Source organism: Nonomuraea polychroma (assembly GCF_004011505.1).
In the GTDB taxonomy this organism is placed as follows: domain Bacteria; phylum Actinomycetota; class Actinomycetes; order Streptosporangiales; family Streptosporangiaceae; genus Nonomuraea; species Nonomuraea polychroma.
This window is the reverse complement of the sequence record NZ_SAUN01000001.1, coordinates 9,450,338-9,475,505: the sequence shown is the minus strand read 5'-3', so window position 1 is coordinate 9,475,505 and position 25,168 is coordinate 9,450,338. Positions and strand designations below refer to the sequence as shown.

At 66.5% G+C, this 25,168-nt stretch carries 28 protein-coding genes and 1 pseudogene; 21 read left to right on the top strand and 8 right to left on the bottom strand.

Annotation, left to right across the window (positions count from 1 at the left end; translation table 11 throughout):
• Positions 1–2: 2 nt before the first annotated feature.
• The 5 genes from EDD27_RS43630 to EDD27_RS43615 all read left to right on the top strand — a co-directional run bounded on the left by EDD27_RS43630 (position 3) and on the right by EDD27_RS43615 (position 3,709).
• Positions 3–977: a hypothetical protein gene (locus tag EDD27_RS43630; RefSeq protein WP_127937926.1), complete on the top strand. Its 975-nt coding sequence runs from the start codon at positions 3–5 to the stop codon at positions 975–977.
• A gap of 128 nt (positions 978–1,105) precedes the next feature.
• Complete coding sequence (locus EDD27_RS43625; protein WP_127937924.1) at positions 1,106–1,711, top strand: plasmid pRiA4b ORF-3 family protein; 606 nt, start codon at positions 1,106–1,108, stop codon at positions 1,709–1,711.
• 226 nt (positions 1,712–1,937) lie between these two features.
• On the top strand, positions 1,938–2,063 hold the full coding sequence (locus EDD27_RS58090; RefSeq protein ID WP_277750796.1) for a hypothetical protein: 126 nt from the start codon (positions 1,938–1,940) through the stop codon (positions 2,061–2,063).
• Positions 2,064–2,095: 32 nt separating this feature from the next.
• On the top strand, positions 2,096–2,869 hold the full coding sequence (locus EDD27_RS43620) for an alpha/beta hydrolase (protein WP_206641919.1): 774 nt from the start codon (positions 2,096–2,098) through the stop codon (positions 2,867–2,869).
• Positions 2,870–3,205: 336 nt separating this feature from the next.
• Positions 3,206–3,709: a cupin domain-containing protein gene (locus EDD27_RS43615; RefSeq protein WP_127937922.1), complete on the top strand. Its 504-nt coding sequence runs from the start codon at positions 3,206–3,208 to the stop codon at positions 3,707–3,709.
• A gap of 9 nt (positions 3,710–3,718) precedes the next feature.
• Here EDD27_RS43615 and EDD27_RS43610 read toward each other — a convergent pair whose 3' ends face one another.
• Positions 3,719–6,484 carry an ATP-binding protein gene (locus EDD27_RS43610; RefSeq protein WP_127941355.1) on the bottom strand — a complete coding sequence of 922 codons (2,766 nt, stop codon included), beginning with the start codon at positions 6,482–6,484 and terminating at the stop codon, positions 3,719–3,721.
• A 139-nt stretch (positions 6,485–6,623) separates the two neighbouring features.
• Here EDD27_RS43610 and EDD27_RS56035 point away from each other — a divergent pair, with 139 nt between their 5' ends.
• The 3 genes from EDD27_RS56035 to EDD27_RS56025 are packed head-to-tail and all read left to right on the top strand — an operon-like array spanning position 6,624 to position 7,387.
• A complete protein-coding gene (locus EDD27_RS56035) occupies positions 6,624–6,791 on the top strand; it encodes an alpha/beta fold hydrolase (RefSeq protein WP_206641917.1) in 168 nt (55 codons plus the stop codon).
• Complete coding sequence (locus EDD27_RS56030) at positions 6,779–6,961, top strand: hypothetical protein (RefSeq protein WP_206641916.1); 183 nt, start codon at positions 6,779–6,781, stop codon at positions 6,959–6,961. The genes EDD27_RS56035 and EDD27_RS56030 overlap by 13 nt, the downstream gene beginning before the upstream one ends.
• A gap of 9 nt (positions 6,962–6,970) precedes the next feature.
• The gene (locus EDD27_RS56025) at positions 6,971–7,387 is read left to right on the top strand and encodes an alpha/beta fold hydrolase (RefSeq protein ID WP_206641915.1); all 417 of its coding nucleotides are present in this window, start codon (positions 6,971–6,973) and stop codon (positions 7,385–7,387) included.
• On the opposite strand, the gene EDD27_RS43600 is transcribed toward EDD27_RS56025, so the two are convergent.
• Both EDD27_RS43600 and EDD27_RS56020 read right to left on the bottom strand, forming a co-directional pair.
• Entirely contained in the window at positions 7,292–9,805 is a 2,514-nt protein-coding gene (locus EDD27_RS43600) for an AAA family ATPase (protein ID WP_127937921.1), read from the bottom strand. The two genes, EDD27_RS56025 and EDD27_RS43600, sit on opposite strands and share 96 nt — an antisense overlap.
• Positions 9,806–9,926: 121 nt before the next feature.
• Positions 9,927–10,529: a tannase/feruloyl esterase family alpha/beta hydrolase gene (locus tag EDD27_RS56020; RefSeq protein WP_206641914.1), complete on the bottom strand. Its 603-nt coding sequence runs from the start codon at positions 10,527–10,529 to the stop codon at positions 9,927–9,929.
• 184 nt (positions 10,530–10,713) lie between these two features.
• On the opposite strand from EDD27_RS56020, the gene EDD27_RS56015 reads away from it, so the two are divergent.
• The 5 genes and pseudogenes from EDD27_RS56015 to EDD27_RS43565 all read left to right on the top strand — a co-directional run.
• On the top strand, positions 10,714–11,136 hold the full coding sequence (locus EDD27_RS56015; protein WP_206641913.1) for a lipase family protein: 423 nt from the start codon (positions 10,714–10,716) through the stop codon (positions 11,134–11,136).
• A gap of 59 nt (positions 11,137–11,195) precedes the next feature.
• Positions 11,196–12,629, top strand: a complete 1,434-nt coding sequence (locus tag EDD27_RS43580) for a dihydrolipoyl dehydrogenase family protein (protein WP_241564565.1) — start codon at positions 11,196–11,198, stop codon at positions 12,627–12,629.
• A gap of 26 nt (positions 12,630–12,655) precedes the next feature.
• A complete protein-coding gene (locus EDD27_RS43575; RefSeq protein ID WP_127937919.1) occupies positions 12,656–12,979 on the top strand; it encodes a hypothetical protein in 324 nt (107 codons plus the stop codon).
• Positions 12,980–12,990: 11 nt separating this feature from the next.
• Complete coding sequence (locus tag EDD27_RS43570; RefSeq protein WP_127937917.1) at positions 12,991–13,275, top strand: hypothetical protein; 285 nt, start codon at positions 12,991–12,993, stop codon at positions 13,273–13,275.
• 183 nt (positions 13,276–13,458) lie between these two features.
• Positions 13,459–13,723: pseudogene (locus EDD27_RS43565) on the top strand (transposase); the annotation flags it as partial.
• A 736-nt stretch (positions 13,724–14,459) separates the two neighbouring features.
• On the opposite strand, the gene EDD27_RS43560 reads toward EDD27_RS43565, so the two are convergent.
• The 4 genes from EDD27_RS43560 to EDD27_RS43545 form a co-directional block, all read right to left on the bottom strand.
• Positions 14,460–14,786, bottom strand: a complete 327-nt coding sequence (locus EDD27_RS43560; protein WP_127937913.1) for a hypothetical protein — start codon at positions 14,784–14,786, stop codon at positions 14,460–14,462.
• Between the two features lie 1,050 nt (positions 14,787–15,836).
• Positions 15,837–16,175 (bottom strand): hypothetical protein, encoded by a 339-nt coding sequence (locus tag EDD27_RS43555; protein WP_127937911.1) that lies wholly within the window; start codon positions 16,173–16,175, stop codon positions 15,837–15,839.
• A 505-nt stretch (positions 16,176–16,680) separates the two neighbouring features.
• Positions 16,681–17,214 carry a flavoprotein gene (locus EDD27_RS43550; protein ID WP_127937909.1) on the bottom strand — a complete coding sequence of 178 codons (534 nt, stop codon included), beginning with the start codon at positions 17,212–17,214 and terminating at the stop codon, positions 16,681–16,683.
• Positions 17,211–18,533, bottom strand: a complete 1,323-nt coding sequence (locus tag EDD27_RS43545; protein WP_241564564.1) for an XRE family transcriptional regulator — start codon at positions 18,531–18,533, stop codon at positions 17,211–17,213. Before EDD27_RS43545 ends, EDD27_RS43550 begins: the two co-directional genes overlap by 4 nt.
• 436 nt (positions 18,534–18,969) lie before the next feature.
• Here EDD27_RS43545 and EDD27_RS43540 point away from each other — a divergent pair, with 436 nt between their 5' ends.
• Positions 18,970–19,245 carry a hypothetical protein gene (locus EDD27_RS43540; RefSeq protein ID WP_164904053.1) on the top strand — a complete coding sequence of 92 codons (276 nt, stop codon included), beginning with the start codon at positions 18,970–18,972 and terminating at the stop codon, positions 19,243–19,245.
• Between the two features lie 255 nt (positions 19,246–19,500).
• Complete coding sequence (locus tag EDD27_RS43535) at positions 19,501–20,235, top strand: GntR family transcriptional regulator (protein ID WP_206641912.1); 735 nt, start codon at positions 19,501–19,503, stop codon at positions 20,233–20,235.
• A 4-nt stretch (positions 20,236–20,239) separates the two neighbouring features.
• Here EDD27_RS43535 and EDD27_RS43530 read toward each other — a convergent pair whose 3' ends face one another.
• On the bottom strand, positions 20,240–20,635 hold the full coding sequence (locus tag EDD27_RS43530; RefSeq protein WP_127937905.1) for a hypothetical protein: 396 nt from the start codon (positions 20,633–20,635) through the stop codon (positions 20,240–20,242).
• Between the two features lie 156 nt (positions 20,636–20,791).
• Between EDD27_RS43530 and EDD27_RS43525 the strand changes: the two genes are divergently transcribed.
• The 6 genes from EDD27_RS43525 (at position 20,792) to EDD27_RS43505 (ending at position 25,160) form a co-directional block, all read left to right on the top strand.
• Complete coding sequence (locus EDD27_RS43525) at positions 20,792–21,208, top strand: plasmid replication, integration and excision activator (protein ID WP_127937903.1); 417 nt, start codon at positions 20,792–20,794, stop codon at positions 21,206–21,208.
• Positions 21,208–21,480, top strand: coding sequence for a hypothetical protein (locus tag EDD27_RS43520; RefSeq protein WP_127937901.1), 273 nt, complete (start codon positions 21,208–21,210; stop codon positions 21,478–21,480). The genes EDD27_RS43525 and EDD27_RS43520 overlap by 1 nt, the downstream gene beginning before the upstream one ends.
• Positions 21,477–21,803, top strand: a complete 327-nt coding sequence (locus tag EDD27_RS43515; protein WP_127937899.1) for a hypothetical protein — start codon at positions 21,477–21,479, stop codon at positions 21,801–21,803. The genes EDD27_RS43520 and EDD27_RS43515 overlap by 4 nt, the downstream gene beginning before the upstream one ends.
• An 89-nt stretch (positions 21,804–21,892) precedes the next feature.
• Positions 21,893–23,323, top strand: coding sequence for an FtsK/SpoIIIE domain-containing protein (locus tag EDD27_RS43510; RefSeq protein ID WP_127937897.1), 1,431 nt, complete (start codon positions 21,893–21,895; stop codon positions 23,321–23,323).
• Positions 23,320–23,484, top strand: a complete 165-nt coding sequence (locus EDD27_RS54970) for a hypothetical protein (protein ID WP_164904052.1) — start codon at positions 23,320–23,322, stop codon at positions 23,482–23,484. The genes EDD27_RS43510 and EDD27_RS54970 overlap by 4 nt, the downstream gene beginning before the upstream one ends.
• Positions 23,485–23,546: 62 nt before the next feature.
• The gene (locus EDD27_RS43505; RefSeq protein WP_127937895.1) at positions 23,547–25,160 is read left to right on the top strand and encodes a replication initiator; all 1,614 of its coding nucleotides are present in this window, start codon (positions 23,547–23,549) and stop codon (positions 25,158–25,160) included.
• The last annotated feature ends 8 nt before the right edge of the window (positions 25,161–25,168 follow it).

Here is a 25,168-nt window from a genome sequence, read left to right as displayed (position 1 = left end):
TCGTGGCATTGGAAGTCAAGGGGATCTCGTACGCCATCGAAGACGCACCGACCGATGTTGTGCGCCGCAACCTGCGCGTCATCGCCGAGGAGTTGCACTGCACGGCGGTGATGCTCATCGGCACCGAGACCGAGTCGCATATCGCGGCTGCGCGGCATGCGCTGGAGGCGGGTCTCGACGTCTACATCCGGCCGTATCTTGCCGACCGGCCGCGTTCTGCGCAGCTGGCGCACCTGGCGGCGACGGCAGCCGCCGCCGAGGAGCTGCGGGCAGGACACCCCGGCCGGGTCACACTGCTTGTCGGCAGCGAGTTCTCGCTCACTGCCCCCGGGATGATCCCGGGGCCGCGTGTCGTCGTTCGCCTGCAGGTGCTGGTGCGGCCGCGGCTGCGGCAGCTGTTCGACCGCCGGATCACACGGAGGCTTAACGACCTGCTCGACGACGCGCTCAGTACGGCCCGCCGCTGTTTCCACGGCCCGGTCAGCTATGCCGCGGGCGGCTGGGAGAAGGTGGACTGGTCCGGCTTCGATTTCATCGGCGTGAACTTGTACCGTTTCGGCACCGACCCTGCCACCTACGAGAAAAGGCTCCGGGCCCTCCTCGACGGCGCCGACAAGCCAGTCGTCATCACCGAATTCGGCTGCGGCGCCCACATCGGGGCCGACCAGCGGGGACCCGGCTCCTTCCGCATCGTCCAATGGTTCGCAGAGGAACCCCACGTCAAGGACGGCCATGTACGCGACGAGCACACCCAGGCCGCGTACCTCGGCGAGCTCATCGACCTGTACACCGCGCACGGCGTCCACGGGTGCTTCGTGTTCACCTTCGCCATGCCGGACTTCCCCCACCACCCCGACCCACGCCACGACCTGGACATGGCGGGCTTCGGCGTGGTGAAGGTCCCCGCCGCCGACATATGGACGTGGGAGCCCAAGGAGGCTTTCCACGAAGTGGCCCGCAGGTACACATCAACCTGAACGCGAGCCCCCGCCCCACCAAGCAACCCGGACGCTTACCCCACAACTGACCGCGCCGTCTGGTTAGTTGATCATTGGTCATTCTCGTGTCGGGGACGTGATCAGCACGGGTACGGCAAGATGCCGTCATGGCCTCCCGACGCCCTTCCTCCAGCGCCCGTACCGTGCCCACCGTTCACCGGATCAAGGTCACGCTGGCCGGGTCACGGCCGCCGATCTGGCGGCGTCTGGAAGTCGCGTCCACGATCACGCTGTGCACGCTGCACGACGTTCTCCAAGCGGCTTTCGGCTGGGAGGACTATCACATGTGGGTCTTCGAAAGCCCGCTGGGCCGCTACGGCGTCGCCGACCGGGAACTGCACATCGCCAGCGCCGCCGCCAAACGACTAAACCAGGTAGCCCCCGCACCGGAAGACCGTTTCAGCTACACCTACGACTTCGGCGATGACTGGGAGCACGCCATCCTCGTCGAGGCCGTCACCCAAGCCGAGCCTGGCATCGCCTACCCACGCTGCCTGGCCGGCCGGCGAGCATGCCCGCCTGAAGACTGCGGCGGCATCTGGGGCTACGACTACCTTCTGGAGATCCTCGCCGACCCCAAGCATGAAGAGCACGAGGATCGCCTGGAATGGCTCGGCCTCGACTCGGCCGATCAGTTCGACCCCACCGCTTTCAACCTAGCCCAGACCAACACCGCGCTGTCGAGCCTGGCAACCGTCCTGATCAAGGGCTGATTGCCCGCCACCCAGCAAGCATGGACCTCGCAGAATCAACGCGGTGCTGCACTAGCTAGCAGGGAGGCGGCTAAGCCTGAAATATGCGACGGACGGCCCCATTTGATTGACCCGGAGCACGCCTGACCACGCTGACCTCACCAACTCCATCCACAGTTCGGCCCTGGGCTGTGGACGAAGCTCGGCAATTCCGGACAGACGCGACCTGAAGCAGCAGAGAGGTCTCATGGCCAGGACCAACGTCCATTTCCTCAGCGCCGGCATCCGAATCGCCGCGCATCTGTACACACCGGACGCCTCGGCAACCCGCCCGTGGCCGGCGCTCGTCGTCGGCCACCCGGCACCGGAGTGAAGGAACAGACCTCCGGCACCTATGCACAGCTGATGGCCGAGCGTGGATTCGTCGCCCTCGCCTTCGACGCTGCCTACCAAGGCGAATCCTACGGAGTGCCCCGTGGCCTGGAGGATCCCGCACAACGGGTGGAGGACTTCAAAGCGGCCGTCTCCCACCTCACCACCCTCGACGAGGTCGCATCGGATCGGATCGGTCTGCTCGGCATCTGCGCCTCCGGCAGCTACTCGCTGGCCGCCACCGGCGGCGACCACCGCGTCAGGGCCGTGGCCACTGTCTCCACCGCCGAACCCGCCCGCCAGTTCCGGTTTGGGGCCGACGGCACTCAGGACCCGGCCGTCTTTCAGTCCCTGCTCGCCGCCGCCGCTCAGGCGCGCAGTGCCGCCGCACGCGGGGAGGACCCCGGCACGATGACCATGTTCCCGGACACCGCGGAACAGGCCGGCGCGCTTGGCGGTGCACACGGCGTCGAGGGCTTCGAGTACTACTGCACTCCCCGCGGCGAACACGAGCGTTCCGCCAAAACCCTGGCCTGGGAGAGCATCGACAGGAGGGCCTCCAGCGACGCCTTCCACGCCATTCCCCTGATCGGCACCCGACCCCTTCTCCAGATCATCGGCGAGCGCGCCGTCACCGCCTGGATGGCCATTGAGGCACACCAGCGGGCCACCGGCCCCAAGGAGATCCACTGGATCAAAGAGGCCAGCCACGTTGACCTCTACGACAAGAAGGAGTACTTCGACTCCGTCGTCGACAAGCTCACCGACTTCTTCACCACCAACCTGACCGCAACGGCGCAGGTCTAACACCGCGACCGTCAGCCCGCAGCCAGATCAGAACGGCCAGATCGCGGAACCGCGCTGGCGGACGACCGTCCTCGACCTGTTCCTAACGGCCAAGCCGGCGCACCAAATCCTGTACGGCGCGCGTCCGACCCTCATCGGGCTGGATGAGGGACACAAACGTCGTCGAGGCCCCGGTGCTGACGTTCTCCTCAGTGATCGAGCGTGTCCGGCACGCGTCGACCAGATCTCCTCGGCGGGCACCGTCACCGAGGACCTGACGCCGAACCGGAGAAGCAGCGCTGGATGTTTCAGCCCGAGACCCGGATCTGACCGCACCCAACCGATAGGAGCCACCTCATGAGCGACTTCCCCTCCCCGCCGCCCGTTTCCCAAGACCGCCGGTTCGTCCTCGGACAGCACCTGAGTCTCACCATCCTCACGTCCGGGGAGGAGACCGGCGGGCGTCACGACATCTCCGACGTCACCCTGCCGCCCGGCGCGGGCACACCACTGCACCTGCACACCGGCTACGAGGAACGTCTCTGGATCGTCGAGGGCGCGCTGACAGTGTGGTCGGGAACCGACACCTACACCTTGCGCCCGGGCGACTTTTACCGCGTTCCACTGAATACACCGCACACCATCAAGGCGGGTGCGCAGGGGGCGCGTACCCTGACGATCACCTCTCCCGCCCGCTTCGCCGAGCTCATCCGCCGCACCGGAACGCCCGCTCATCTGGCCACAGCCGAGACCGAAGGGGACCTCGAGCTGTTCCAGGCCGTGACCGAGGAGTTCGGGGATGTCATCCTCGGCCCGCCCGGTGCCACACCCGCGAGCCTGGGTGCGGACTGGCAGCGGTGAGTCCCGGATCTAGCGGTCCAGCAGATCGCCGTTCTGGTGCAGGGCAGTGGCAAGTTGACGGCGGGAGGTGATGCCGAGCTTCCCGAAGACGTTGCGCAGATGCCACTCGACGGTGCGAGCGCTGAGAAACAGCTGGGCGCCGATCTCCGAATTCGTGAGGCCGTCGGACGCGAGGCGGACGATCAACGTCTCCTGTGCGGTGAAGGTGCTCTCGCTCTTAACCGCGCTTTGCCGGACCCGTTCGCCGGTCGCCAGCAGTTCGCGGCGGGCGCGTTCGGCGAACGCCCTCATCCCCAGATCGGCGAACATCGCGTGAGCGATCTTCAACTGGTGGCGGGCGTCCACACGGCGGTTGTCTCGACGAAGCCACTCGCCGTAGAGCAGGTGCGCCCGGCCCAGTTCGGGACGCAGCGTAGTTCGGCCGAGCCGATCGATGGCCTCCAGATAGTGCTGCTCGGCGACGTCGCCGCCGCTGAGTAGCGCGCGCGAGCGAGCCTCCAGGCCGAGCCCCACATCGGTGCCGCCGGCCGACGTCGACTCCGCTAGTCGGGCGAGGGCTTCCTCGGCGAGCCCGACGGCCCCGGTACGAGTGGCGGCTTCGACCAGCTCGGGCAGCGACCATAGGGCGATGAATAAGTCGGAGGAGCTCTCGCTCGACGCGACGGCGGCGGTCAATGCCTCGCCGTAGCGGCCGAGCCCGTTGTAGAGGACCGCGGCCACCCAGTTCGCGTACGTAATGCTCATGCCCTGGCCGGTCACCTCCGCGTCGGCGATCATCGAGTGGATCAGCGGGACAGCCTTCTCCTCATCGCCGCGCAGACAGGCGAGCATCGTCGGGCCGAAGATGGCCGCGGGTGCCCCGGTCACCTCACAGACCGTCTCGGCCTCGGCGAACATGGCTGCGGACGCCGCGAACTCGCCCGACCAGGTGGTCACGGTTCCCAGCGCGGCCAGCACGATCGGCATCAGGTCGAAGGCACCCACCGTCCTGAGCACCTTGAGTTCCCGTTCGAGCAGGAATCGCCAGTTGGCAAAGTCCCAGCTGCCGACGGCGGCGGCGTGCGCGAACCAGCCCCAGCGCAGTACCTCGTCCGGGGTGAGGGATGCGTCGACGATCGCAGCGACCGCTCTCCGCAGGACCGGTGCCGCGGCGGCCGGGCCGTCGACAATAACTCGCGCCAGCGCGTCGAGGACGAGTTCGGCCTCATCCGGGTGTGCCGACACCGGTAGCCCGCGGGCAGCCTGGGAGACATCGGCCAGGCTTCCGCCGATCGCGAGGTCACCGGCGAACATTGAGGCCATCCACGCGTTGAGGTAGGTCTCGCGAGCCAGGTCAAGGTCGAGTGGTTCGAGTCGCTTGGCCGCCTTCAGCAGCAGCGGCGGACCGTCGTTGCCCAGCCCGGAGGCGAAGGCGATATTCCCCTGCAGCAGGTCCGCGCGGGCGCTCTGCAGTTCTGTCAGCGGTTCCGCTCGGACGATCGCGAGCAACTCGAGGGCACGGTCGTAGGAGCCGGCCTGCAGGTTGGCCTGAGCGGCTGCGAGCATGTGATCGGCCCGGCGCGCTGAGTCCACGGTCAGGGCAGCGGCTTGTTCCAGAAACGCCGCCGCCGCGTTGGGTCCGCCGCGGGCTTGAGCCCTGCTCGCGGAGCGTTCGAGGTCTGCCGCAGCCTCTTCGTCCGGCCCGTCGGTCGACTGCGCTCGATGCCATGCCCGGCGATCCGGATCGGTGACCGGATCGGTCGACTCCGCCAGTGCGCGATGCACAGCGCGCCGCTGCTCGACCGTCGCCGATCGGTAGGCGGCCCTTCGGAGGAGCGGATGCCGGAAGCTGATCCGCTGCCCGAAGTCGGCGAGACCCGACTCCATCGCGGGCCGGGCCGCCACGTGCGAAATCCCCAAGAGGCCCGCGGCCTGCCAGATCAGCTTCGCGTCGCCCGAGGGCTCGGCTGAAGCCAGGCAGATCAGCAGCCTGGTGTCGCCGGGCAGCGCATCCAGTTGCCGGGCGAAACTCTCCTCGATCCGTCCCGACAACGGCGCCGTTCCCGGAAAACCGAACCCGCCGGCCAGTTCCTCCCGGGACATCGTCCGCGGCAGCTCCAACAGTGCCAGCGGATTGCCCCGAGTCTCGGCAACGATCTGATCCCTTACTCGCGTGTCGAGCGGCCCTGTCAGCGCGGCGGCGAGCAGTTCGTGCGCGTGCTGAGCGGCCAGCCCGTCGAGACGCAGCTCACGAACGCCGGCCACCTCGTCGGTCGGAGTTCGAGTACCGAAAACGATGCCGATCGGGTCGGCCCCGAGCCTCCGCGCGACGAAGCCAAGGGCCTGCGCCGATGCCCGGTCCAGCCAATGCAGGTCATCTGCCAAGCAGAGCAGCGGCCGTTCCCTGGAAACCTCCGCCAGGAGGCTGAGTACGGCCATCCCCACCATGAACCGTGCCGGAGGCGGACCTTCCGCCAAACCAAACGCGGTCCGCAAGGCCAACTGCTGAGGTTTGGGCAGCGCCTCCACCTGCTCCGACAACGGGCTGCACAGCTGGTGAAGTCCGGCGAAGGCCAGCTCCATCTCCGACTGCATGCCCGACACCCGCAGCACCCTGAATCCGCGCGCTTTGGCGGCCATGTCGTTGAGCAGCGCTGTCTTGCCGAGTCCCGCATCCCCGCTCAGGACGAGGGCCCGCCCCTCACCCGCGCGAATGGCCTGGAGGAATCCGGTGAGCGTCTCCCGTTCGCTGGCCCGGTTGATCAACTCGACGGGCGCGTCTTCCAGGCTCGGCATCACCAGCACATCCTTTCACCAGCGCGGATAATGCCACGAACGCAAAGGACTCAGCAATTTTTTGACGGCGCTCATCTGGCCGCCCCGCTCGACCTCCAAGAGCTGCTTGTAGCCCACCCAGACGTGGAGCGGGAACACGATGGATCAGTTCGCTGACGACCTCGCCCAGTTGCTGGAGCAGCTGGATGTTCGCGACGCCGTTCTGGTCGGCCACTCGACCGGAGGCGGCGAGGTGGTGCGCTATCTGAGCCGTCACGGCGCCGGGCGGGTGGCCAAGAAGTCCTGCTCGGTGCTGTGCCGCCGCTGATGCTCCAGACGGCCGACAACCCCGAAGGCACACCGCTGGAAGTGTTCGACGGGATCCGCGCTGGTGTGGCGGCGGATCGGTCGCAGTTGTGCTACGACCTGCGCGAAGCGTTCTACGGGTTCAACAGTCCCGGCGCGACCGTGTCGGCGGGAAAGCGACGAGAGTTCTGACTGCAGGGCATGGCCGCCGGGCTGTCGGCGGCGCTGGCCTGCGTCAAGCAGTTTTCGGAGACGGACTTCACCGCCGAACTGCCGAAGATCGACATCCCGGTGCTGGTCGTGCACGGTGAGGACGACCAGATCGTGTCCATTGCGGCGTCGGCTCTCAAGATGGTCGAGCTTCTGCCGCAGGCGACGTCGAAGGTCGTCCCGGGAGCACCGCACGGCCTGGTCGGCGTACGAGCAGACGTTCAACGGAGAATTGCTGGAGTTCGTGAAGAGCTGAACGTCCGTGCGGCGGTGAATGCCATGCCGCCCTGGCCGAGGGTGCGGGTCGATGCATCAGCCATTCGACGCCGCGACACGGTCAGGGCGGTTCATGGCGTCCCGGAGGGCGGCGCGGGTGGTGACGCCCAGTTTGGGGAAGATCCGGTATAGATGGGAGCTGACGGTACGCGGTGACAGGCGCAGCCGTGCTCCGATCTCCTTGTTGGTCAGGCCGCTGGCTGCCAGGTCGGCGATCCGCTGCTCTTGCCAGGTCAGCGACGTGTGCGGTGTGGAGACAAGCGGTGTTGCTCCCATGATCCGCAGTTCGGTGCCGGCTCGCTCGGCCCATGCGGCGGCGCCGAGCCGTTCGAAGGTCTCGGCGGCGTGCGTGAGCAGTGGCCGAGCGGCGGTACGTTCGCGGGCGTGACGCAAGCGGATCCCATGGGCCAATTGGATCCGTGCCGTTTCGAACGGGAACCGCGCGGCAGCCGGATGGGATGTGGCACGCGCGAACATTTCGGCGGCCTCCCGCGCGGATCCCGCGGTCATCGCGAGCGCGCCGTAACTGGTCAGGGCGAGGCGCGGGGAGATGTCGGCGAAGCCCGCGTCGCGGGCGGCGAGGGCGTGGCGGCGGGCCTGTTCGGTACGGCCGGTGTTCAGCGCCGCCTCGATGAGGTCGAGGAGCGTCCGTGGCGCCGGGGCGCAGTAGGCCCGGAACGTCCCCGGTGACGTGATGCCGACGGCATGGCGGTACGCGGCCTCATAGTCGCCCGCGCTCAATGAGACCGTCACGGCAACGGAGTCGGAGAGGTCGGTGAGAAGGCCGATTCCACGCGGACGGGCCCAGGCTTCGACCTCAGCTCTCAGTTCGAGGGCTCGAGCGATCTCGCCGCGCATTGCCGCGAGCTGTGCCAGGTACGCGCGTGTCTGGTAAGTGAGCAGATGGCGACCGTGCTTGATCTCCAGAGCGAGGACGCGCCCTCCAGTCCGCACAGCGGCGTCCCAGTCGCCGGACCCCATCTGATCCAGCATGATCACCGTCAGCATGAGCATGCCGCTGAACATGGCGCCGGTCTCCAGTTCACGGTCCACCACGCGTTCCAGATGAGGTCGGTACTGGCTGACGATATCGAGGTGGTATGCCGCGATGGCCAGGCGGGTGACATCCCAGGGTTCTCGGTCGCGCAGGTTTGCCGCAGCCCGCTCCAGGGGCCCGGCCCAGCCACGCCCGTGCAGGACCACGTCGCTCCAGGTGTTGCTATAGATCTGTGTCTGCTCGGTGACGAGGTCGCCAAGGGACGCGAGCGTCTCATGAGCCTCATTCCACAGGGCGGGGTCGGCAGCGTACTGGGTGACCGCGAGCAGCAGGGCTTGCATGCGATCGAGGGTTTCAGTGGGCTCGCCATCTCGACCCTCGATCGCCGCCATCACCTGTCGGTGGGCGAAACGCACGTCACCGTCCTCGAAGAATGCCTGGTGGATGGCATTGACGGCTGCGTCCGGCCCGGAGGTGAGATGACTAGGGGGAGGCTCGCCATCGAGGCGAGCCGAGTATCCGGAGAGGAACGTCGCGTAGCTGAGCCGCCGGGCCCGTTCCACAGCGTCCTCGCTCAGCTCGGCTGCACGGGTCAGCCGACCAACGGCGGCGATGGCGCCACCACGGCGGATCGCCGAATTGGCCGCGGCCTCCAGCGCCCAGGTGACCTCCTCGTCGGGTGCGACATGGGCCGCAGCCAGATGCATCGCACGCCGTTCGAGGTCGTCTCGGTGGACGTCCGCGAGCGCACGGTGCGCAGCTCTGCATTGCTCGGAGGTTGCCATCTGCACGACACTCGACCGGACCAGCGGAGCGATGCGGGAGCCGTACAGGTGATGCAGCCTCCGCGGCAAGCCCGCATCGCCGGCCTGGGACGATAGTTCCAACAGCGCGAGAGGGTTGCCGAGAGCCTGCTCCAGCACCCATTGGCGCACCCGCTCCTCCAGGGACGGGTGGTGCCGGTCGAGCAGACGCGCCGCGTCCTCGTCGGTGAGCGGGCCGACCGATATTTCGGGCAGCACCGCCTTGTCGAACCGGGAGACGACCTCGTCCCGGACGGCGACCAGCAGCTTCACCGGGATGCCCCCGACCCGGCGCCCGACGAAGCCGAAGACGTCGGCGCTGGAATCATCGAGCCACTGGCCGTCATCAAGGATCACCAGCAGAGGACGTCGCGTGGCGATGCCAGACAGCAGTCCGAGCACCGCGATGCCGAGCGTCATCAACGAGGGAGGATCTTCGGCTCGCCGCCCGGTGACCGCGTCGAGCACCGTACGGCTGTCGTCGCTCAGCGGAAGCAACTGGCAAATCAACTGGTGCAGTCCGGAATAGGGCAATTCGGACTCGGCCTCGACCCCGGTGATTCTGCTCACGAGGTGACCGTCCCGGATAGCCAGCTCCGCCGCCTCCTCAAGCAGAGCGCTCTTGCCCACTCCCGCCTCGCCTCGGACGACGAGCACCCGGCCGGTGGTGGACTCCACCATGCCGGAGATCTCCGCCCGCTCACGATCCCTACCGATGATCACTATCGCTGACTCCCCGTACTCCTTCATGGCCTGCCTGGTGACCAGCTTTGCTCGGCCGGAGGCCCGGGGCCCCAGGGGGCATCCCTGGCCTAGCCCCTGGGGAGCACGGGGGTGCGCCGGGCACGGCACGGGCCCGGCGCACGTGGGGTCAGGCCGGGTGGGCGCCCCGCCCGGCCGGAACGCAGCGGAAGCCCTTGGTCTGGCCGATGTAGCGAGAGACCAGCGGGTAGCGGCACAGGTCACGGTTGACTCGCTCACCGGACGCGGTCGTCAGGGTGGCGAAGAGAGTGACCGGGGGCCGACCTTCCTCGACCCAGGCGATCAGCGCGGTGAGATCGTCGGCCTGGCCCCCGCTCAGGCCGCAGTGCTCGGTGCCCGGCGCCAGGAACAGCCGGAAGAAGTCATCGACGTCACCTCCGGTCGCGCGTTGCCAGCCAGTGTCGGGCAGCCAGACCCTTACCTTGGCGTGGTCGCCCCCGTGGGTGAGGGTGACAGTCACTTCGCAGCGCGCCGGAACATCCGGCACCGGGAAACCACCGAGTGGCGGTACCCCGGGCACCTGGAACGTCCCCGCCGGGCGGCTCACCGCGGTCACCACCTTGGCGCCGGCCGGGGCGGCGACGGACACGGGGGAGCATCCAGACGGGACGGAAACGGCGGACAGGTTCGGGCTCGCGGCGCTGGCCGGTGCGTAGACGCCGGTCGCGACCGCCGCGGCAGCCGTCGCGATCAACAGGAACGTTCGTTCCATGATCTCTCCTCAGGGAGTAGGGCTAGCGGCTTCACTGTCGTCGTCACCCCGTGCACCTCACATCGGTCACCTGACGCTCGGTCGTTCCGGCGTCGTCTGACTCACCGTCAGATGACCGATGTGCGCGACCGGAGCGCCGCCGAAGGTGGGTGCGTCCGCACCGCCAACTCGGAAGGTGAATTCCATGAGCAACCGGTACAAGCGGCTCCTCGCCACAGCCGCCGCGACGGTCGCCGCCGCCGTCTGCGTCTTCCCCGTCGCGGCCATGGCAGAGGCGACTGACCGGATGCCGAAGCCGACCATCATCCTGGAGCACGGCGCTTTCGCCGACGGCTCCAGCTGGAACCGCGTCATCGCCGGCCTGCGCCGCGACGGTTATCCGGTGCTCGCCGCAGCGAACCCGCTGCGTGGCGTCGCCTCCGACGCCGCCACGCTGCGCGGCCTGATCGCGCACATCGACGGGCCCCTTCCATCCCCCGGCGAAGCCGGACGGGTGCCCGGGTTCCATCCCGAGCGGGCCAGTTACGGCTCGTTCGCCTCCTTCCACGACCCCGACGGGAACCTGTGGTTCCTCCAGGAGGTCACCCAGCGCGCTCCCGGCCGCTGAACCGCTGCCCTCACGGGAGGGCGGAACCACCGCCCTCCCTGTCCACTCTTGGAGATCTTGTGCGCATTTTCGACGTCGTCGTCATTGGCGCCGGCCCGGTCGGCGAGAACGTCGCCGACCGGACGGCCGCCGCCGGACTGGACACCGTCATCGTGGAATCCGAACTGGTCGGCGGAGAATGCTCTTACTGGGCGTGCGAACCCAGCAAAGCACTGCTACGGCCGGTACTGCTGCACGCCGAGGCCCGCGGCATGCCTGGCATCGAGCCTGGCGCACTGGACGTCGAGGCCGTCCTGCGGCATCGCGACCGAATGTCCGGCGACTGGAACGACCAGTCGCAGGTGCAATGGCTGGAACAGGCGGGCATCACCCTGATCCGCGGGCAAGGACGGCTGTCCGGGGCGCGGACTGTGGACGTGACCGGTGCCGACGGTGCCGTCCTGCGGCTGTCGGCCCGGCACGCCGTGGCCGTCTGCACCGGGACCCGCGCCGCGCTTCCACCGCTGCCCGACCTTGCCGCCCTGCGGCCCTGGACCAGCCGCGAAGCCACCAGTGCCACCCAGGTCCCGCCACGACTGGCCATCGTCGGCGGGGGCGTCGTCGCCGTTGAGATGGCCACCGCCTGGCAAGCCCTCGGCTCGCAGGTCACCCTCATCGTCCGGGAATCCGGGCTGCTTCTCCGGATGGAACGTTTCGCCGCCGGCCTGGTCACTGACGCCCTCCGCGCCTCAGGCGTCGACCTGCGGTTCGACACGACCGTTACCGCCGCGACCCGGGCCACGGATATCCGCCTCGTCCTGTCCGACGGGGAGGTGCTTCACGCCGACGAACTCCTGTTGGCGACCGGCCGCGCCCCCCGCACCGATGACCTCGGCTTGGAGACCATCGGCCTGCGCCCTGGTATCTGGCTGCCGAGCGACGACACCTACACCGTGCCCGGCGTCACCGGCGGTTGGCTGTATGCCGTCGGTGACGTCAATCGGCGCGCCCTCCTCACCCATCAAGGCAAGTACCAAGCGAGGATCGCCGGCACGGTCATCGCCGACCGCGCCCGTAACCATTCCCTTGACCGCGGTCCGTGGAGCCGCCACACCGGAACCGCCGACCATGCCGCCGTCCCGCAGGTCCTCTTCACCGACCCTGAGGTCGCCTCCGTCGGCCTCACCACCGCCGAGGCTGCACGTCTGGGCAGGGATGTCGACATTGTCGACTACGACCTCGGCCTTGTCGCCGGCGCCCACCAGCACAGCCCCGGTTATCGGGGCCGCGCCCGCATCCTCCTCGACCCCGCCCGCGGCACGATCCTGGGCGCGACCTTCGTCGGCCGTGGCGTCGCCGAACTCCTCCAGTCCGCGACATTCGCCATCGCCGGCGAGATCACGCTGGACCGCCTCTGGCACGCCGTCCCGGCCTTCCCCACACTCAGCGAGGTCTGGCTCCGTCTCCTCGAAACCTACCGGGACACCGCCGCGCCCCAGCGCAGTGGGCGCTGAGACCACATGAGAGAAGAGAGCCGAACATGGAGTGGTTCTTCCTGCCATGGACTTTCACGGCCTATCTGACCGGAACCTTCGATCAGACCGGCTGGCAGGGGATCGAGCGGAACCGGTACGAGCCTCCTGGACCCGCGGACAAATGGCTGATCGAGATCGTCTATGAGATGGTCGCCGCCGAAACCCGCTGCAAGAGATGCGGTGCCCCCCTGGACTCCCCCCGTCTCCGAGCAGGCGCCTGGCCCGTCCGGGTCACCACCCGCTGCCGGGGCAGTGCGCGCCACCGCCACCGGGCCGACGTCTCCCGCACCCAGGATGGTCTCCACACCAACCCTCTCATCCGCGCCTAGTTGGAGTCCCCGTGAAAGTGATCTTCAAATCCGTCCATGACCTGGCCAACGCGCTCCGCCGTGCCGCCGAAGCCCACGCCTCCGACTCCGGCCCAGACCTCGGTTCCGCCTGGCCCCTTTGGTACGCCTACCACATGGCCGCATTCAACAGCTTCGACCGCTTCGCCCATCTCCCCGAGCCGGTCCGCCTGAACGACACGATCGCCATCCACCCCGCAGGCCCTCCGCCCAATCCCCACGGTGACCGCGATCCCGACCACGGGTTCTTCCTCCGCTACGCCTCTCCGGACCTCTGACCGGACTCATCGACGTACCCACCCAAATGAACTCATCGTCGACACACGCCGATCCCCTCGCCCCGGGCACCCACACACCTCGTGGCCGGCCTTGTCCAGCGGTACCAGGTCTACGGGACCGGCCCCGTATGAACCGCACCGGGTCTGATGGAGGCTCAGGAGTGCCCCGGGTTTGATGGAGTCATGGCGCGTCCGTCCCCTTACCCACCCGAACTTCGTGAGCGCCCGGGTGCGCATGGTCGCGGAGATCCGGCCGAACTACCCGACCGAGCGGGCTGCGATGAAAGCGATCGCAGCCAAGCTCGGCATCGGAACGGCCGAGACGGTGCGCAACTGGGTGCGCCGGGCGCAGATCGATGCCCGACAGCGGCCCGGGACCACGACGGCCGAAGCCGAGGAGATCAAGCGACTGAAGGCCGAGAACGCCGAACTGCGGCGGGCTGTCGAGAAGAAGTCGCACGAGGGATGATCTACATCATGCCATTCGACCGACAACCTGAAGGGGGTGAGCGGTGTGACCCTGCCCTTGGGCTCGATCAAGACGCTCAGCCGATGACCTTGATCAACTATCCACAAAATTCGGGCCAGTAGCAGCAGCAATCCCGATGGGACTGCACTGATTGCCAGCTCTTGCAGCGACCCCCCGGTCGGCACTTGGACCGACCCCACCTTGATGTGCGCTGCCAACGTGAGCATCCGAACTGGCCCCACCCCCTGACCAGCCTCTTCGCTGCTTGCTTGAAGAGTCGGGGCCACCGCGCCGCGCTTTGATCTCTTCGCTGGGGCCGCCCTAAGAGCTGAAACCGAGTCCGATTCAAGAGCTGAAAGTCAACTGCACCAAGTTGAGAGGCATGGGACAGCAAGATCGACTTGAACGTGAGCACATGGCAGAGGCAGCCGCGTACAGCCATGTGGAGCCAGTCGTTGATACTGATCAACAATTGGGGTTGCCCATAAATCGCGCACAAATGATCAAGAGACCAGTCCCGTGATCACGGAATCTGGCCTCTGAGCTGGGGCGGAATGGTGGGGCTACCAGGACTTGAACCTGGGACCTCTTCCTTATCAGGACTATCTGGGCCAAGGTCGGTGCGCTGCTCGGTCGCCCAGACCTGGGGTGGACGGCTGCCGATGTAAGGCGTCGTGTGCCTCTGTTGCAGTACGTGTTGCAGTAACCCGAAAGGTCAGTCCTCAAGACCCGTGTACATGTACCACGGGCCTTCCACGTGCTCAACATCGCGTGGCTGTATCTGAGGGCTCCAGACATAGCCATAGGCGCGGTCTCCCAACCACCCTCGGCCCTGCTGGAAATAGACCAGACCGTCCTCCCGATAAACCTTCTCGAACGTGAGATTGCCGATGGTCTGTTCCTCAAGCTCGTCGCCCTCTCCCAGCGAGCGAGCGACGGCTTCCATGCTCCTGGCCGAGCTGGTGAAGCGCTCATCCACGGTGGGAGCCATAGTTACGACCACGACGAGCACGAGAATAGCGGCCAACAGCGCCGCTCCCATGTACGCGACTCTGCGTAACGCAGACCCTTCCACCACGATCGTTCCACCCATGTGGTCATCTTTACATGCGCAACAGTCCGGCGGCATAGTCCACGGCAACCTGGCACCACTGCACCACATTCTCCCTGCCCCCGCTAGCTGCCCCTCTCCGGGACTGTCAGGCGGGTTCTGTCAAGGATGGCTTCACGTGTCCCCTCAGCCGGTGGGCTTCCACCTTGGTCTGTTGTCCTACGTGCACAGCCATCCTTGACAGGTTCCGCCTGCCCCGGATGATCGGGCAGCGGGGGCAGGGGGACGGTAGAACCTCAGTCCATGACTTTGTGGAGCCATGCGGCGAAGGTCAAGGCGATCCCGAGACCAGCACCAATCCCCGCGCCTCCTGTGAGGGCGTAGCCCGTCGGCAAGCCAACAGCCAGGCCAACAGCGGTCGAGAATCCAAGGATGATCACCCAACGTTGTGGTAGTCGTGGGGGCTCCTTATCCGTTTCGACATTAACCCGCGAAGATCTTTGGAATAGGCTCATGATGAAGCGTCCCTTCGTGCAGAGCATCAGCTAAGTGGACGTGAGAACGGCTCCCTGTTGCAGCAGGGGGCCGTTCGCTTTGCGATCAAGCCATGCCGGTTCTCACGTGAGTTGGATCGGAGAGGCAACGGGGATCCAAGAGCTTCGATGCGGTTCCACCTTCCTAGCGAGGATTCAGGGGCGTGACTGGATGTCCAGCCGAAGTCCGTGGCGGGCCATTACAAGCATGAAGCATGACGCATGCCAGGACAGCGAGTAGCCCTCTATGGGTCTTTGAGTTTCTTAGTTAGAGAGATAACCGGTCATCACACTAGGGCCTGTGGGAACTGTGGACAACCAGCGTTATGGCTGGTCAGCGGCCCTTTATTCATCCACTGCGGGTGTGGGCGGAGCCTGGGGGAAACTTCGGCGCCTGGGGACAGCGAATCCTTGCCCAAGCACTCATCCATGGGTAACCACACGTTATCCACAGGTCGTCCCTCGTTTCTCCGACTATCCACAGGTTGCCCCTCCGATTCCAGATGGCTCAGATCTTCCGTTCGGCATGCATGAGGGTGGTGTAGTCATTGGCCGCGCGACCCGCCGCCTTGTGGACGCGGATGCTGTTGATGAAGTCGTTGGTGAACTCCTCGGAGCAGGCGTATGTGTTGGGCCACTCGTTCGGCGGTGCGGCGCTCGGTCGGCGGCTTCGGGACGCACGGCGGGCAACGCGTGCGGCGATGCCCCGCGCGGCGCTCGCGCGAGAACGGCCCCCAGGCCGCACGCGCAGCGCGGGACGCCGGCGCGGGGCGTACGGCGGCGCGCCGCGCCGCCGCTTGATACCTATAAGAACAATTCGGCAAGTTACATAGATGTACTTCGCCATCTCGGGTCGCATCGCAGCTTGTCAATGCAGACCGTTGTTACCTCAAGCGAGTGACCTCTGACTGTTCGCGGACGCTGCGGCTTTGTACCTTCCGTCCATGGCGCGAGGGAAAAAAGGATTCATAGGCCAGTACTGGGGTTACGTCCTGCTTGCCGGCGTCGCAGGCGCTTGGTGGGTTGTGGACGATAAAGGAAAAGTCGCTCCCTTCTTGATCGCGGGATCACTCCTCGCAGTCATCTACTTTCTGTTTCGTGTTCCACGTACGTGCGGAGCACGTGGACGGCAAGGGCCATGCCGAAACAACGCTCGTGGCCTTCTCTTCGGCTGCACGATACGCGAACACAAGCGGCAGAATTTCGCACGCAAGCTGGGGCGCGACCGATGGCGAGAGTTCAATCGGGGGTTGTGGATCAGCCCCAAGGAACGTGTGGCCACCATGGCGTGCATCGGCTCAACCTTCTCAGGATTCGCCGCAATCGCTGCCGTCATCCTGGACAGAGGTTGATCAAGAGTCCAGGTATGCCAATGTGAGTTGCCAAGGGTAGGTATCTGCCCGATCAGCTCCCGTGCTAGGCGCGTGGGGCTCGAACTGGCCAGGGCCTAGAAGGACCTGGACGCCTTCGGCGCGTAGATACTTAACACTCCGCTGAAAGGGAGTGCGACAGGCAAGGGCGCTGTTGACGAAGGGCAAGACGACAACCGGGATCCCCAATCCCGGCGCCTCGGATAGGACCCCTAGGGCATAGGTGTCAGCGATTCCTTGGGCGAACTTGTTGATCGTGTTGTAAGTGGCGGGGGCAACAATGATCGCGTCTGCGCGGGGCGACTTCGGTTCGGCCGGTTTGCGGTACTGGCTGCGGACAGGGCGGCCGGTCTGCTGTTCGAGTTGGGGGACGTCGATGAAGTTCAACGCCGGTGGGGTGGCGATGATTTGGACGGTCCATCCCTTGTCTTGGGCCATGGTGACAAGGCGGCCGACGTCGCCGGCTGGTCCGGCTGCGCACACGATGATGTAGAGGACCTTGCCGGGTTGGGTCACGCGTTGGCTCCCAAAGATTCGGCGTATTCGCGGGCTTCGCGACGCACGCTGATCGGTGCGGTTGCCAGGATGTCACGGACCAAGCGAAGCGCTGCGGGGCGGCCGGAGATTTCCTCGGGCGCCAGGTCGCCGGCAGCTCGCAGGATGTGCAGTGCCTTGTCGTGCTGACCTCGCATGAGGAACGCGCGGGAAGTGTCGAGCAGCAGTGTGGCTTTCCGCTCATTGATCGGTAGCTTGTCGATCTCGACTTGCCGGGCGTAGTCGATCGCCATGCCCGCGTCTCCGAGTCGGAGGGCGATGTTCACACGGTGACACAGGACGTTGTTCGGACCGAATGCAGTCCACATGTGGTTGCCGTCGTGCCCTAGTCGTGCGCCTGCCTCTGCGGCTTCGTCCAGCAGTTCAGCGATGGTGTGACGATTGCCGCTGTGGGCCGCGGCAATCGCTCCTCGGAGGAGGAGTGATCCATAGATGGATAGGTCGTTGGGGGACGGGGTGCTCAAGTCGGCATCCATCCGAAGGGCGGCCGTCCGAGCCGTATCTGTGGCGGCTCGATGGTGGCTTCCGTCCATGAGGGCATGGGTGATGATGCGGGCGCTTGAGCCGATCACGAGCGGGCTCTGGCTGGCGTGGGCGGCTTGGACGCTGCGATCGGCGGCGAGCCAAGCCAAGCCCTTGTCCTCCTGCTTGAGCAGGATTGAGGCGGCAACGTGATGGGCCTCTGCCGAGAGGGCGTGTGCTCGTAGTCGGGCGTCCCCATCCAAGACCGTGCACGCGGTGCGCAACGCACCCAAGAGCGTCGGTAGTCCGATGATCACCTGGGAATATCGGCAGGCTTGGTAATCCTGCTTGGCCGTCGTCACTGCGGCAGCGAGCGACGCGAGATCCACAGAGCTGTCTGTCGGCGGCGAGTAATCGACAAGGACGGCGGCGAGGCTCTCGATAGGACGGCTCGTGTCCGTCACGCTTTCCGATGGCCCGAGAACGGCATTGAACAATGCAGCTCCGGTGAGTCCGACGAATTCCCGGCGTCGCACGTCGTTCTCGTCCTCCCCCAGCGCAGCGAGATCTACGGGGTGTGTCCTGTTTGCGAGGTTAGCAACCTGGCTGGGGATTTGCGCGGGTGGTGGTGCGCTGCTGGCGCGGGCTCGCCGGATGGGCACGAACCCCAAGTCTTCGAGATCCTGGTGCGTGACTTCCTTGATCGCGAGCCTGTACGGCTCGTGCGGCCACCTGACTTCTCCTGCTTCCCATCGTCGAATGCGCTCTTCGTCGCAGGCCAGACCGTACTTGACACCATTTTCGCTCAGGTTGATCATTTTCGCCATTTCGGCGCGTGTTAGATCTGCCTCCTCGCGCCAAGTGCGGAGTTGAGCATTCGGTGTCGGCTTTGTCATATTCGGTCCGCTTTCCGATGGGGGATCGAAAAGGGGCTGAGAGGGGGCCTTCTTGGGGGACCTCGTTAAGCCGTTTTGCCGGTGGACTTGCCATCAACCAACAAGGTACGTCAGGCGGCTTCCCGATTCAGGGAATGCGCCGGATGGACAAGGAGATGGCGACGGTGATCCGGCCAGACGAGACCAGCGAGACACGACCGTGCCCGGCATGTCGGGGGCGCGGAGTGAAGTTAAGCACCTCACGTCGTGCGCTGTTCGTGGCTGATGAGGACATCGATTCGGTGATGGGTGGGGAGCGGGAGTGTCTCGACTGCCTCGGAGACGGCCAGGCCGGAGGGAGCGAGCAATGAACCCTTTGATGATGCTGACACCGGAGGTTCTCAGGCATCGGGACGCGGCGCGAAAGCTGGTGCAGTTGCGTGATCAGCTCGTGGGGCTGGGCATCGCGGCTGAAACGCGAGAGAACGACAGCACGTTGATGGTGCCGCGACCAGAGCCGGGGTTGCCGATCTGGGTGGTCATCGAGCACGGCGGCACCTTCTATTCCTGGGACGCCGGCCAGCAACGGCATCCGGCGCACGATCCTCAAGGCGCGGCGCTGGCGCTGGCCAAGTTGGTAGAACGTCCCCGCTAGGCGGGCGCGGTAAGGCGGTGAACCTCTGAGAGGGGTTTCAGAGCGCTGCCCCCGCCTTGCCGCGCCTCTGTTTCCCCGGCAGACAGTGCCTCCATTCCCGGGCGGATCCCCAGGTCCAACGCGCCCACCGCCCGCGCTCTGTCTGCCGGGGTTTCTGCTTGTTCCGTGCTCCACTGTCAGGCCACCCATGGACATCGGGCCGTGGGCCGGTCTAGGCTCCACTTGGTAAATCAACCTGTCGGGTGCAGGACGGTCATGATGTCGCTAGAGTCCGTGCCGCCGAAGTATGCACAGCTTGTGCAGACTCTTCAACGGCGGATCGAGTCGGGAACCTACCCTCCGGGCTCGCTTCTTCCCAGCGAGAACCAACTGATCCAAGAGTTCGGCGTGTCCCGGCCGACCGTGGTGGCCGCGTTGCGGGTGCTGCGCGAACAGGGCTGGATCGACTCCCAGCAAGGCAAGGGCCGGTTCGTCCGCGGCCGTCCGGCGCTAGCCTCTGCCGAACGTACCCGGCCGGGCCAGGCGTACCTTGTCGCTGCCGAGACCGACACCGATGGCGAAGTGATCGAGGCCGGTGCGGTCACGATGCCCAATCGGGTGGCGGCGCTGCTGAAACTGCCCGCTAAGAGCAAGGCGTTCCTGCGCCGACGTCTGATCACACGCGATGGCGAACCGACAGAGCTCGTGTCGCTGTGGCTCGCCTCGGAGCTGTCCCAAGGCACCGACTTGACCAGTGCGGCCCCCCTTCCCGTGGGCCTGCGTGAGCACCTCCAGGCGCGCAAGGGTGTTCGGTTCGATCATGTCGTAGAGCAGATCATCGCGCGCATGCCGACCGCCGGTGAGGCCAAGCAACTCGGCATACCCAAGGGTGTTCCGTTGCTGGTCGTCTTCGGCGCCGTCCGCGAGGCGTCCGGGCGTCCGCTGGCGGTGATCGAGGTGCTACTTCCAGCCGATCGGCATGAACTGGAAGACGCCTATCCGATCGGTTAGCTGCCTAGGTGCAACGTATGTCCATTGGATTTTCAGCGAGATCAGACAACTCCACGACGACAGAACCGCTGGCGCCGGGCCGCGCGGCGACCTGCGCTGCGTCGTTAACCCCGACGATGGCGGCCTTGCCGTAATAATGCTGAACAGCCGCCGGAGACAGATCGGTCTGAAGCGTCAGGCGGACCAACCACTCGCAGTAGTTGCCATTGGTGGGCGCTCTGCTGATCGCTGTGTCGCTGTCTCGGAGCTGCGCCTTCGGTGGGAGCGGATACGCCGTCACGCGGGCATGGAACTCGTCGAGCCGGCCATTGCCCTCCCAGATGGGCCACAAAAACAGCAAGAGCAGCCCGGCCAAAGGAACGATCACCACGGCCGCTAAGCATCCCACCAAGATCCGCATGAGATTCCTCTCCTAGGTCGGCGTGTGACTGTCTAGCGGATCAGCTACATCGTTGTCACCTACACATAGTCACTTGACCTAGCAAGTTACAACAGCCTATTCTCAGAGCATCACTTGATAGGTTAAGTGACCATCTCCAAGAAAGGAGAGCCCGTCATGGCTCTGCAAGGTCCCATCCCCGTCACCTTCAACCAGGTCTTCCCGGCTGGCTGCTACGCCGTGGGCGAGGTCGAGCCGGTACGCGACTTCGACGCCTCCAGCAGCGGGCGCGAGGTTCAGGCGCGCGACAAGCAGTCCGGTGAGCTGGTCTGGCAGATCGCGGTCATGGACGCCGACCCGACCGCCAAGGCGTCACAGAAGACGGTGGCGGTCAAGGTCATCTCCGCCTTGCGGCCGGTACCCCCGGCGGCGATGTCCGGGCTGCCGTTCACGCCGGTGGAGTTCGACGGCATGACCGTACAGCCGTACGTCAACCAGCAGGGACGGTTGGCGTACTCGATCAAGGCGCGTGAGATGCGCGCTCCCCGGCCGGCTACCCGGCACGCCACCACCAGCCGAGAGGACGCCGCGTGATGAGCACCCGACACAAGCGACCCACGAGCGTGATCAACCTCAACACCTCGGCCGGTGCCCGGGCCGAGAACCGTCCCTACCGGCTGCGCACTCCGGTGCTCATGCTCGACTTCGGGGCCACCTCGGTGCTGGTGACCACCGCGACCGCCACCCGGATCACGGCGGCTGACGTGGAGTTCGCCCGGCAGCTCGCTGAACAGGCCGCTGGCTTCGCCACTTGCGTGGAGCGGATGTACCGGGGCGTGGCGGCGGCGACGGGGGTGGAGCGATGAACCTCGGGCCGTACACCCATATTTCGCTGTCCATGTACGGGCAGGACAAGCCGCAGCTTCACGTGTCCTTCCACACCCCGGCCATGCGGGTCGGCACGCTGCTGGTCAAGCAGGTTCGCCCGGTGCTGTGCCTGGAGACCAGCGAAGCTTGCGTGATGATCTCGACCACGGGCGGCGACCGGGTCACCGACCAGGACGTCAACCTCGCCCGACAGATCGTCGAGGCCGCCACGCGCTACCTGGCCGACTGCGAGCGACTGCACGCTGACCGGTCGGCCCCCGGCCAGGCCACCACCGCGACGACCACGGACACGGCGGCCTGACGCAGATAGGGCGGGGCCGCCAGAAGCGCCAACTTCCGGCGGCCCCTTCGGTTCTCCCCTGACACCACATCACGAGAGGCATCAAGCATATGTTCCGCAAGCTTCCCGGTGACGAGGCGCGCAACCTGGTCACCACCACCCCGGATACGGCCGTGGTGTTCCGCCCGGCAGTCGTCACCACCCCGGCCATCATCACTGTCATCATCCTGGTCTCGCGGCTGATCGCCGGTCTGGTGCGCACCCTCTGGCGGCACCCCATCGCCGTGACCGTGCTCGCCGTTCCGTCTACGCTGTGCTGGCTGTACGGCTGGCGTGTCGCCCTGCTGCTGTCCGCCCCCGCGCCTACGGGCATCGTCGCCTGGGCGCTGATCGATCGCGCCTCCTTCGCCCGGCTCATCGGCTGGCGGCTGCTGGCCTGGTGGCGGCTCATCTGGATCTACCGACGTCACTGGCAACCGGTGATGATCGTCTCCGGGCTCGGCAAGCACCTGCGCGGCCGTGACTACCTGCCCCGGCTCGGCAAGGTCACCTGCACGGCGTGGGCCGATCGGGTCACGGTCCGGATGTTGGACGGGCAGGCGGTCAAGGATTGGGCTGACCGCATCGAGGCCCTGGCGCACGGGTTCGGCGCGCCGTCGTGCCGTGTCTCGGTCGTCAAGGCCGGTCGGCTGGTGCTGACCTTCCCTCGGCGTGATCCGCTGGCTGTTCCCCTGCCAGCGATCCCGATACCAGATGTGCCAACGGTGGGGCCAGTCGAGATCGGCATCCAAGAGGACGGCTCGCCCTGGCTGCTCAACGTGCACGGCACGCACAAGCTGGTGGCCGGCGCCACCGGAGCGGGCAAGGGCTCGATCATCTGGTCCACGATTCGAGGGCTGCTTCCGGCCGTGCGGGCGGGCCTGGTCGAGCTGTGGGCGCTCGACCCGAAACTGATGGAGCTGTCGTTCGGCCGTACCCTGTTCGGCCCCCGCTACGCCGCCACCCCGGAAGAATGCGCGGAGCTGTTAGAGCAGGCGGTCAAGGTCATGCAGGAGCGGGCCGCACGGTTCGGCGGACACCAGCGCTCCCACACGCCCACGGTCGAGGATCCGTTCGTCCTGGTCATCGTCGATGAGGTCGCGTTCCTGACCGCGTACCAGGCCGACAGAGACCTGAAGCGGCGCGTCTCGGCTGCGCTGGCCACGCTGACCACGCAAGGGCGTGCGGTCGGCGTCGGCGTCATGGCGGCGCTCCAGGACCCCCGCAAGGAGGTCATGACGATTCGTAACCTGTTCCCCGACAAGATCGCCCTCCGGCTGGATGAGTCCGAACAGGTGGACATGGTGCTCGGCGATGGCGCACGCGACCGTGGCGCGCTGGCCGACCACATCTCCCCCGTCCCCGAGCTTGGCGCGGGCGTCGGCTACGTCCGACTGGAGACCTCACCGGATCCGATCCGGGTGCGCGCGGCCTATGTCTCCGACGCCGACATCCGCGCCATGGTCACGGAGTTCACCCCGGCGGGCGGTGAGGCTCGATGAACGGTCTGGCGCACTTCCTGGACGGGCTGCGCTGCGCGGCCTGCAAGACGCTCAACGCTCTGTGGCTCGACCAGACACGGGCGACGGTCGAGTGCCGCGAGTGTGGACAGTCGGCGCTCGTCTTCCCCGAGATCGGCGAAGGACAGGAGGAGGCTCGATGAGGGGAGCGGAGCGGCCGGCGCAATCCGAAGGACCTCAAAGGGGCCGTGAAGCGGTTGGGCCGGTGGCCGAAGTGACCGACCGTGCCACGCCCCGGGCCATGCGGATGGCTCAGCCCCTGGCGCGGGAGGTGGCCGAACAGGTCGCCATCCAACACGGGGTCTGCGTCCGCCCGGTGGCCTTGAAGCGGCTCGACACCCACACGGGCGTCTGGGAGATCGTCGATGTACCCTGCGGCGCAACCCTGGAGACGGCATGTCCGCCGTGTGCCAAGCGGAACCGGCACCTGCGGATGGCCCAGTGCCGGGAGGGCTGGCACCTGGAGACCGAACCGATCATCACGCCAGATGAGCCGACCGATGAGCAGCGCTGGCTGGTCGAGTTCCGTGCCGATATGCAGGCCCAGCGTGATCAGGCCGAGCAGGCGGGGCAGGACACGACCGATCTGGACGCGGTCCTCGCGGGTCTGGATGAAGAGATCAACGCCGCTGGCATGCGGGGCAACGTGCTCGGTGCTGCAGCCCCCAAGCGCAACCGCTCGACCCGGCGGCGGCAAGATGCCCCTGACCTGCCCAAGCGGAAGATGACGGCAACGACGCTGGGGCGGACGTTCACCAGCTCGGACGGCAAGGTCTACCGGCCCTCGCTGTTCGTCACGCTGACCCTGCCGTCCTACGGCAAGATCCGCGATGGGGTGCCCGTCGATCCCGACGCCTACGACTACACGCAGGCCGCTCGGGATGCGCTGCACTTCTCCAAGCTGGTGGACCGGTTCGTGCAGAACCTTCGCCGCGTGGCGGGCTACGACGTGCAGTACTTCGCCAGTGTCGAACCCCAGAAGCGGCTTGCCCCGCACCTGCACATGGCCGTCCGGGGCACTCTCCCACGAGCGGAGATCAAGCAGATAGCAGCAGCCACCTACCACCAAGTGTGGTGGCCATCGGCCGATCGGATCGCCTTCGAGGGTGATCACCTGCCGGTCTGGGAGGACGGCGTCGGCTACCTCGACCCGGACACCGGTGAAGTACTGCCGACCTGGGACGAGGCGCTCGACCAGCTTGACGGCGACCCGGCGGCCGAACCGCTGCACGTGGTGCGCTTCGGCGACCAGGTGAACGTGCAGGGCGTCTTGGCGGGCACCTCGGATGCTGACCAGTGCATCCGCTACCTGTCCAAGTACCTGACCAAGTCCCTCGGCGACAGCCTCGATCCCGACGACCCGGCGCAACGGGAGCATGCCGGACGGCTGGCGAAAGCGCTCCAATTCGAGCCCTGCTCCCCCACCTGCGCGAACTGGCTGCGCTACGGCATCCAGCCCAAGAACGCCAAACCCGGCATGACGCCCGGCCGGTGCCGGGGCAAAGCACACAAACCCGATCACCTCGGCTACGCCGGCCGGCGCGTCCTGGTCTCCCGCAAGTGGTCAAACAAGACCCTGGCCGAACACAAGCAAGACCGCCGTACCTGGGTCCTGGAAGCCCTCGGCCAGCGCGACCAGCCCACCGACCCCCACCGCTATGTCTGGAAGCCCGTCCCGGCCGGAGACGCCAACGTGCCCCCGCTGGCCGTCCGGCTCCTGCGCACGGTGGCCGAACGCCAACGCTGGCGCGCCCACATGGCCGAACTCCAGGCCCAAGCAGACGGCCAAGATCTTTCGGCAGTTCCGCAAGCGGCGTAGGGGGCGTG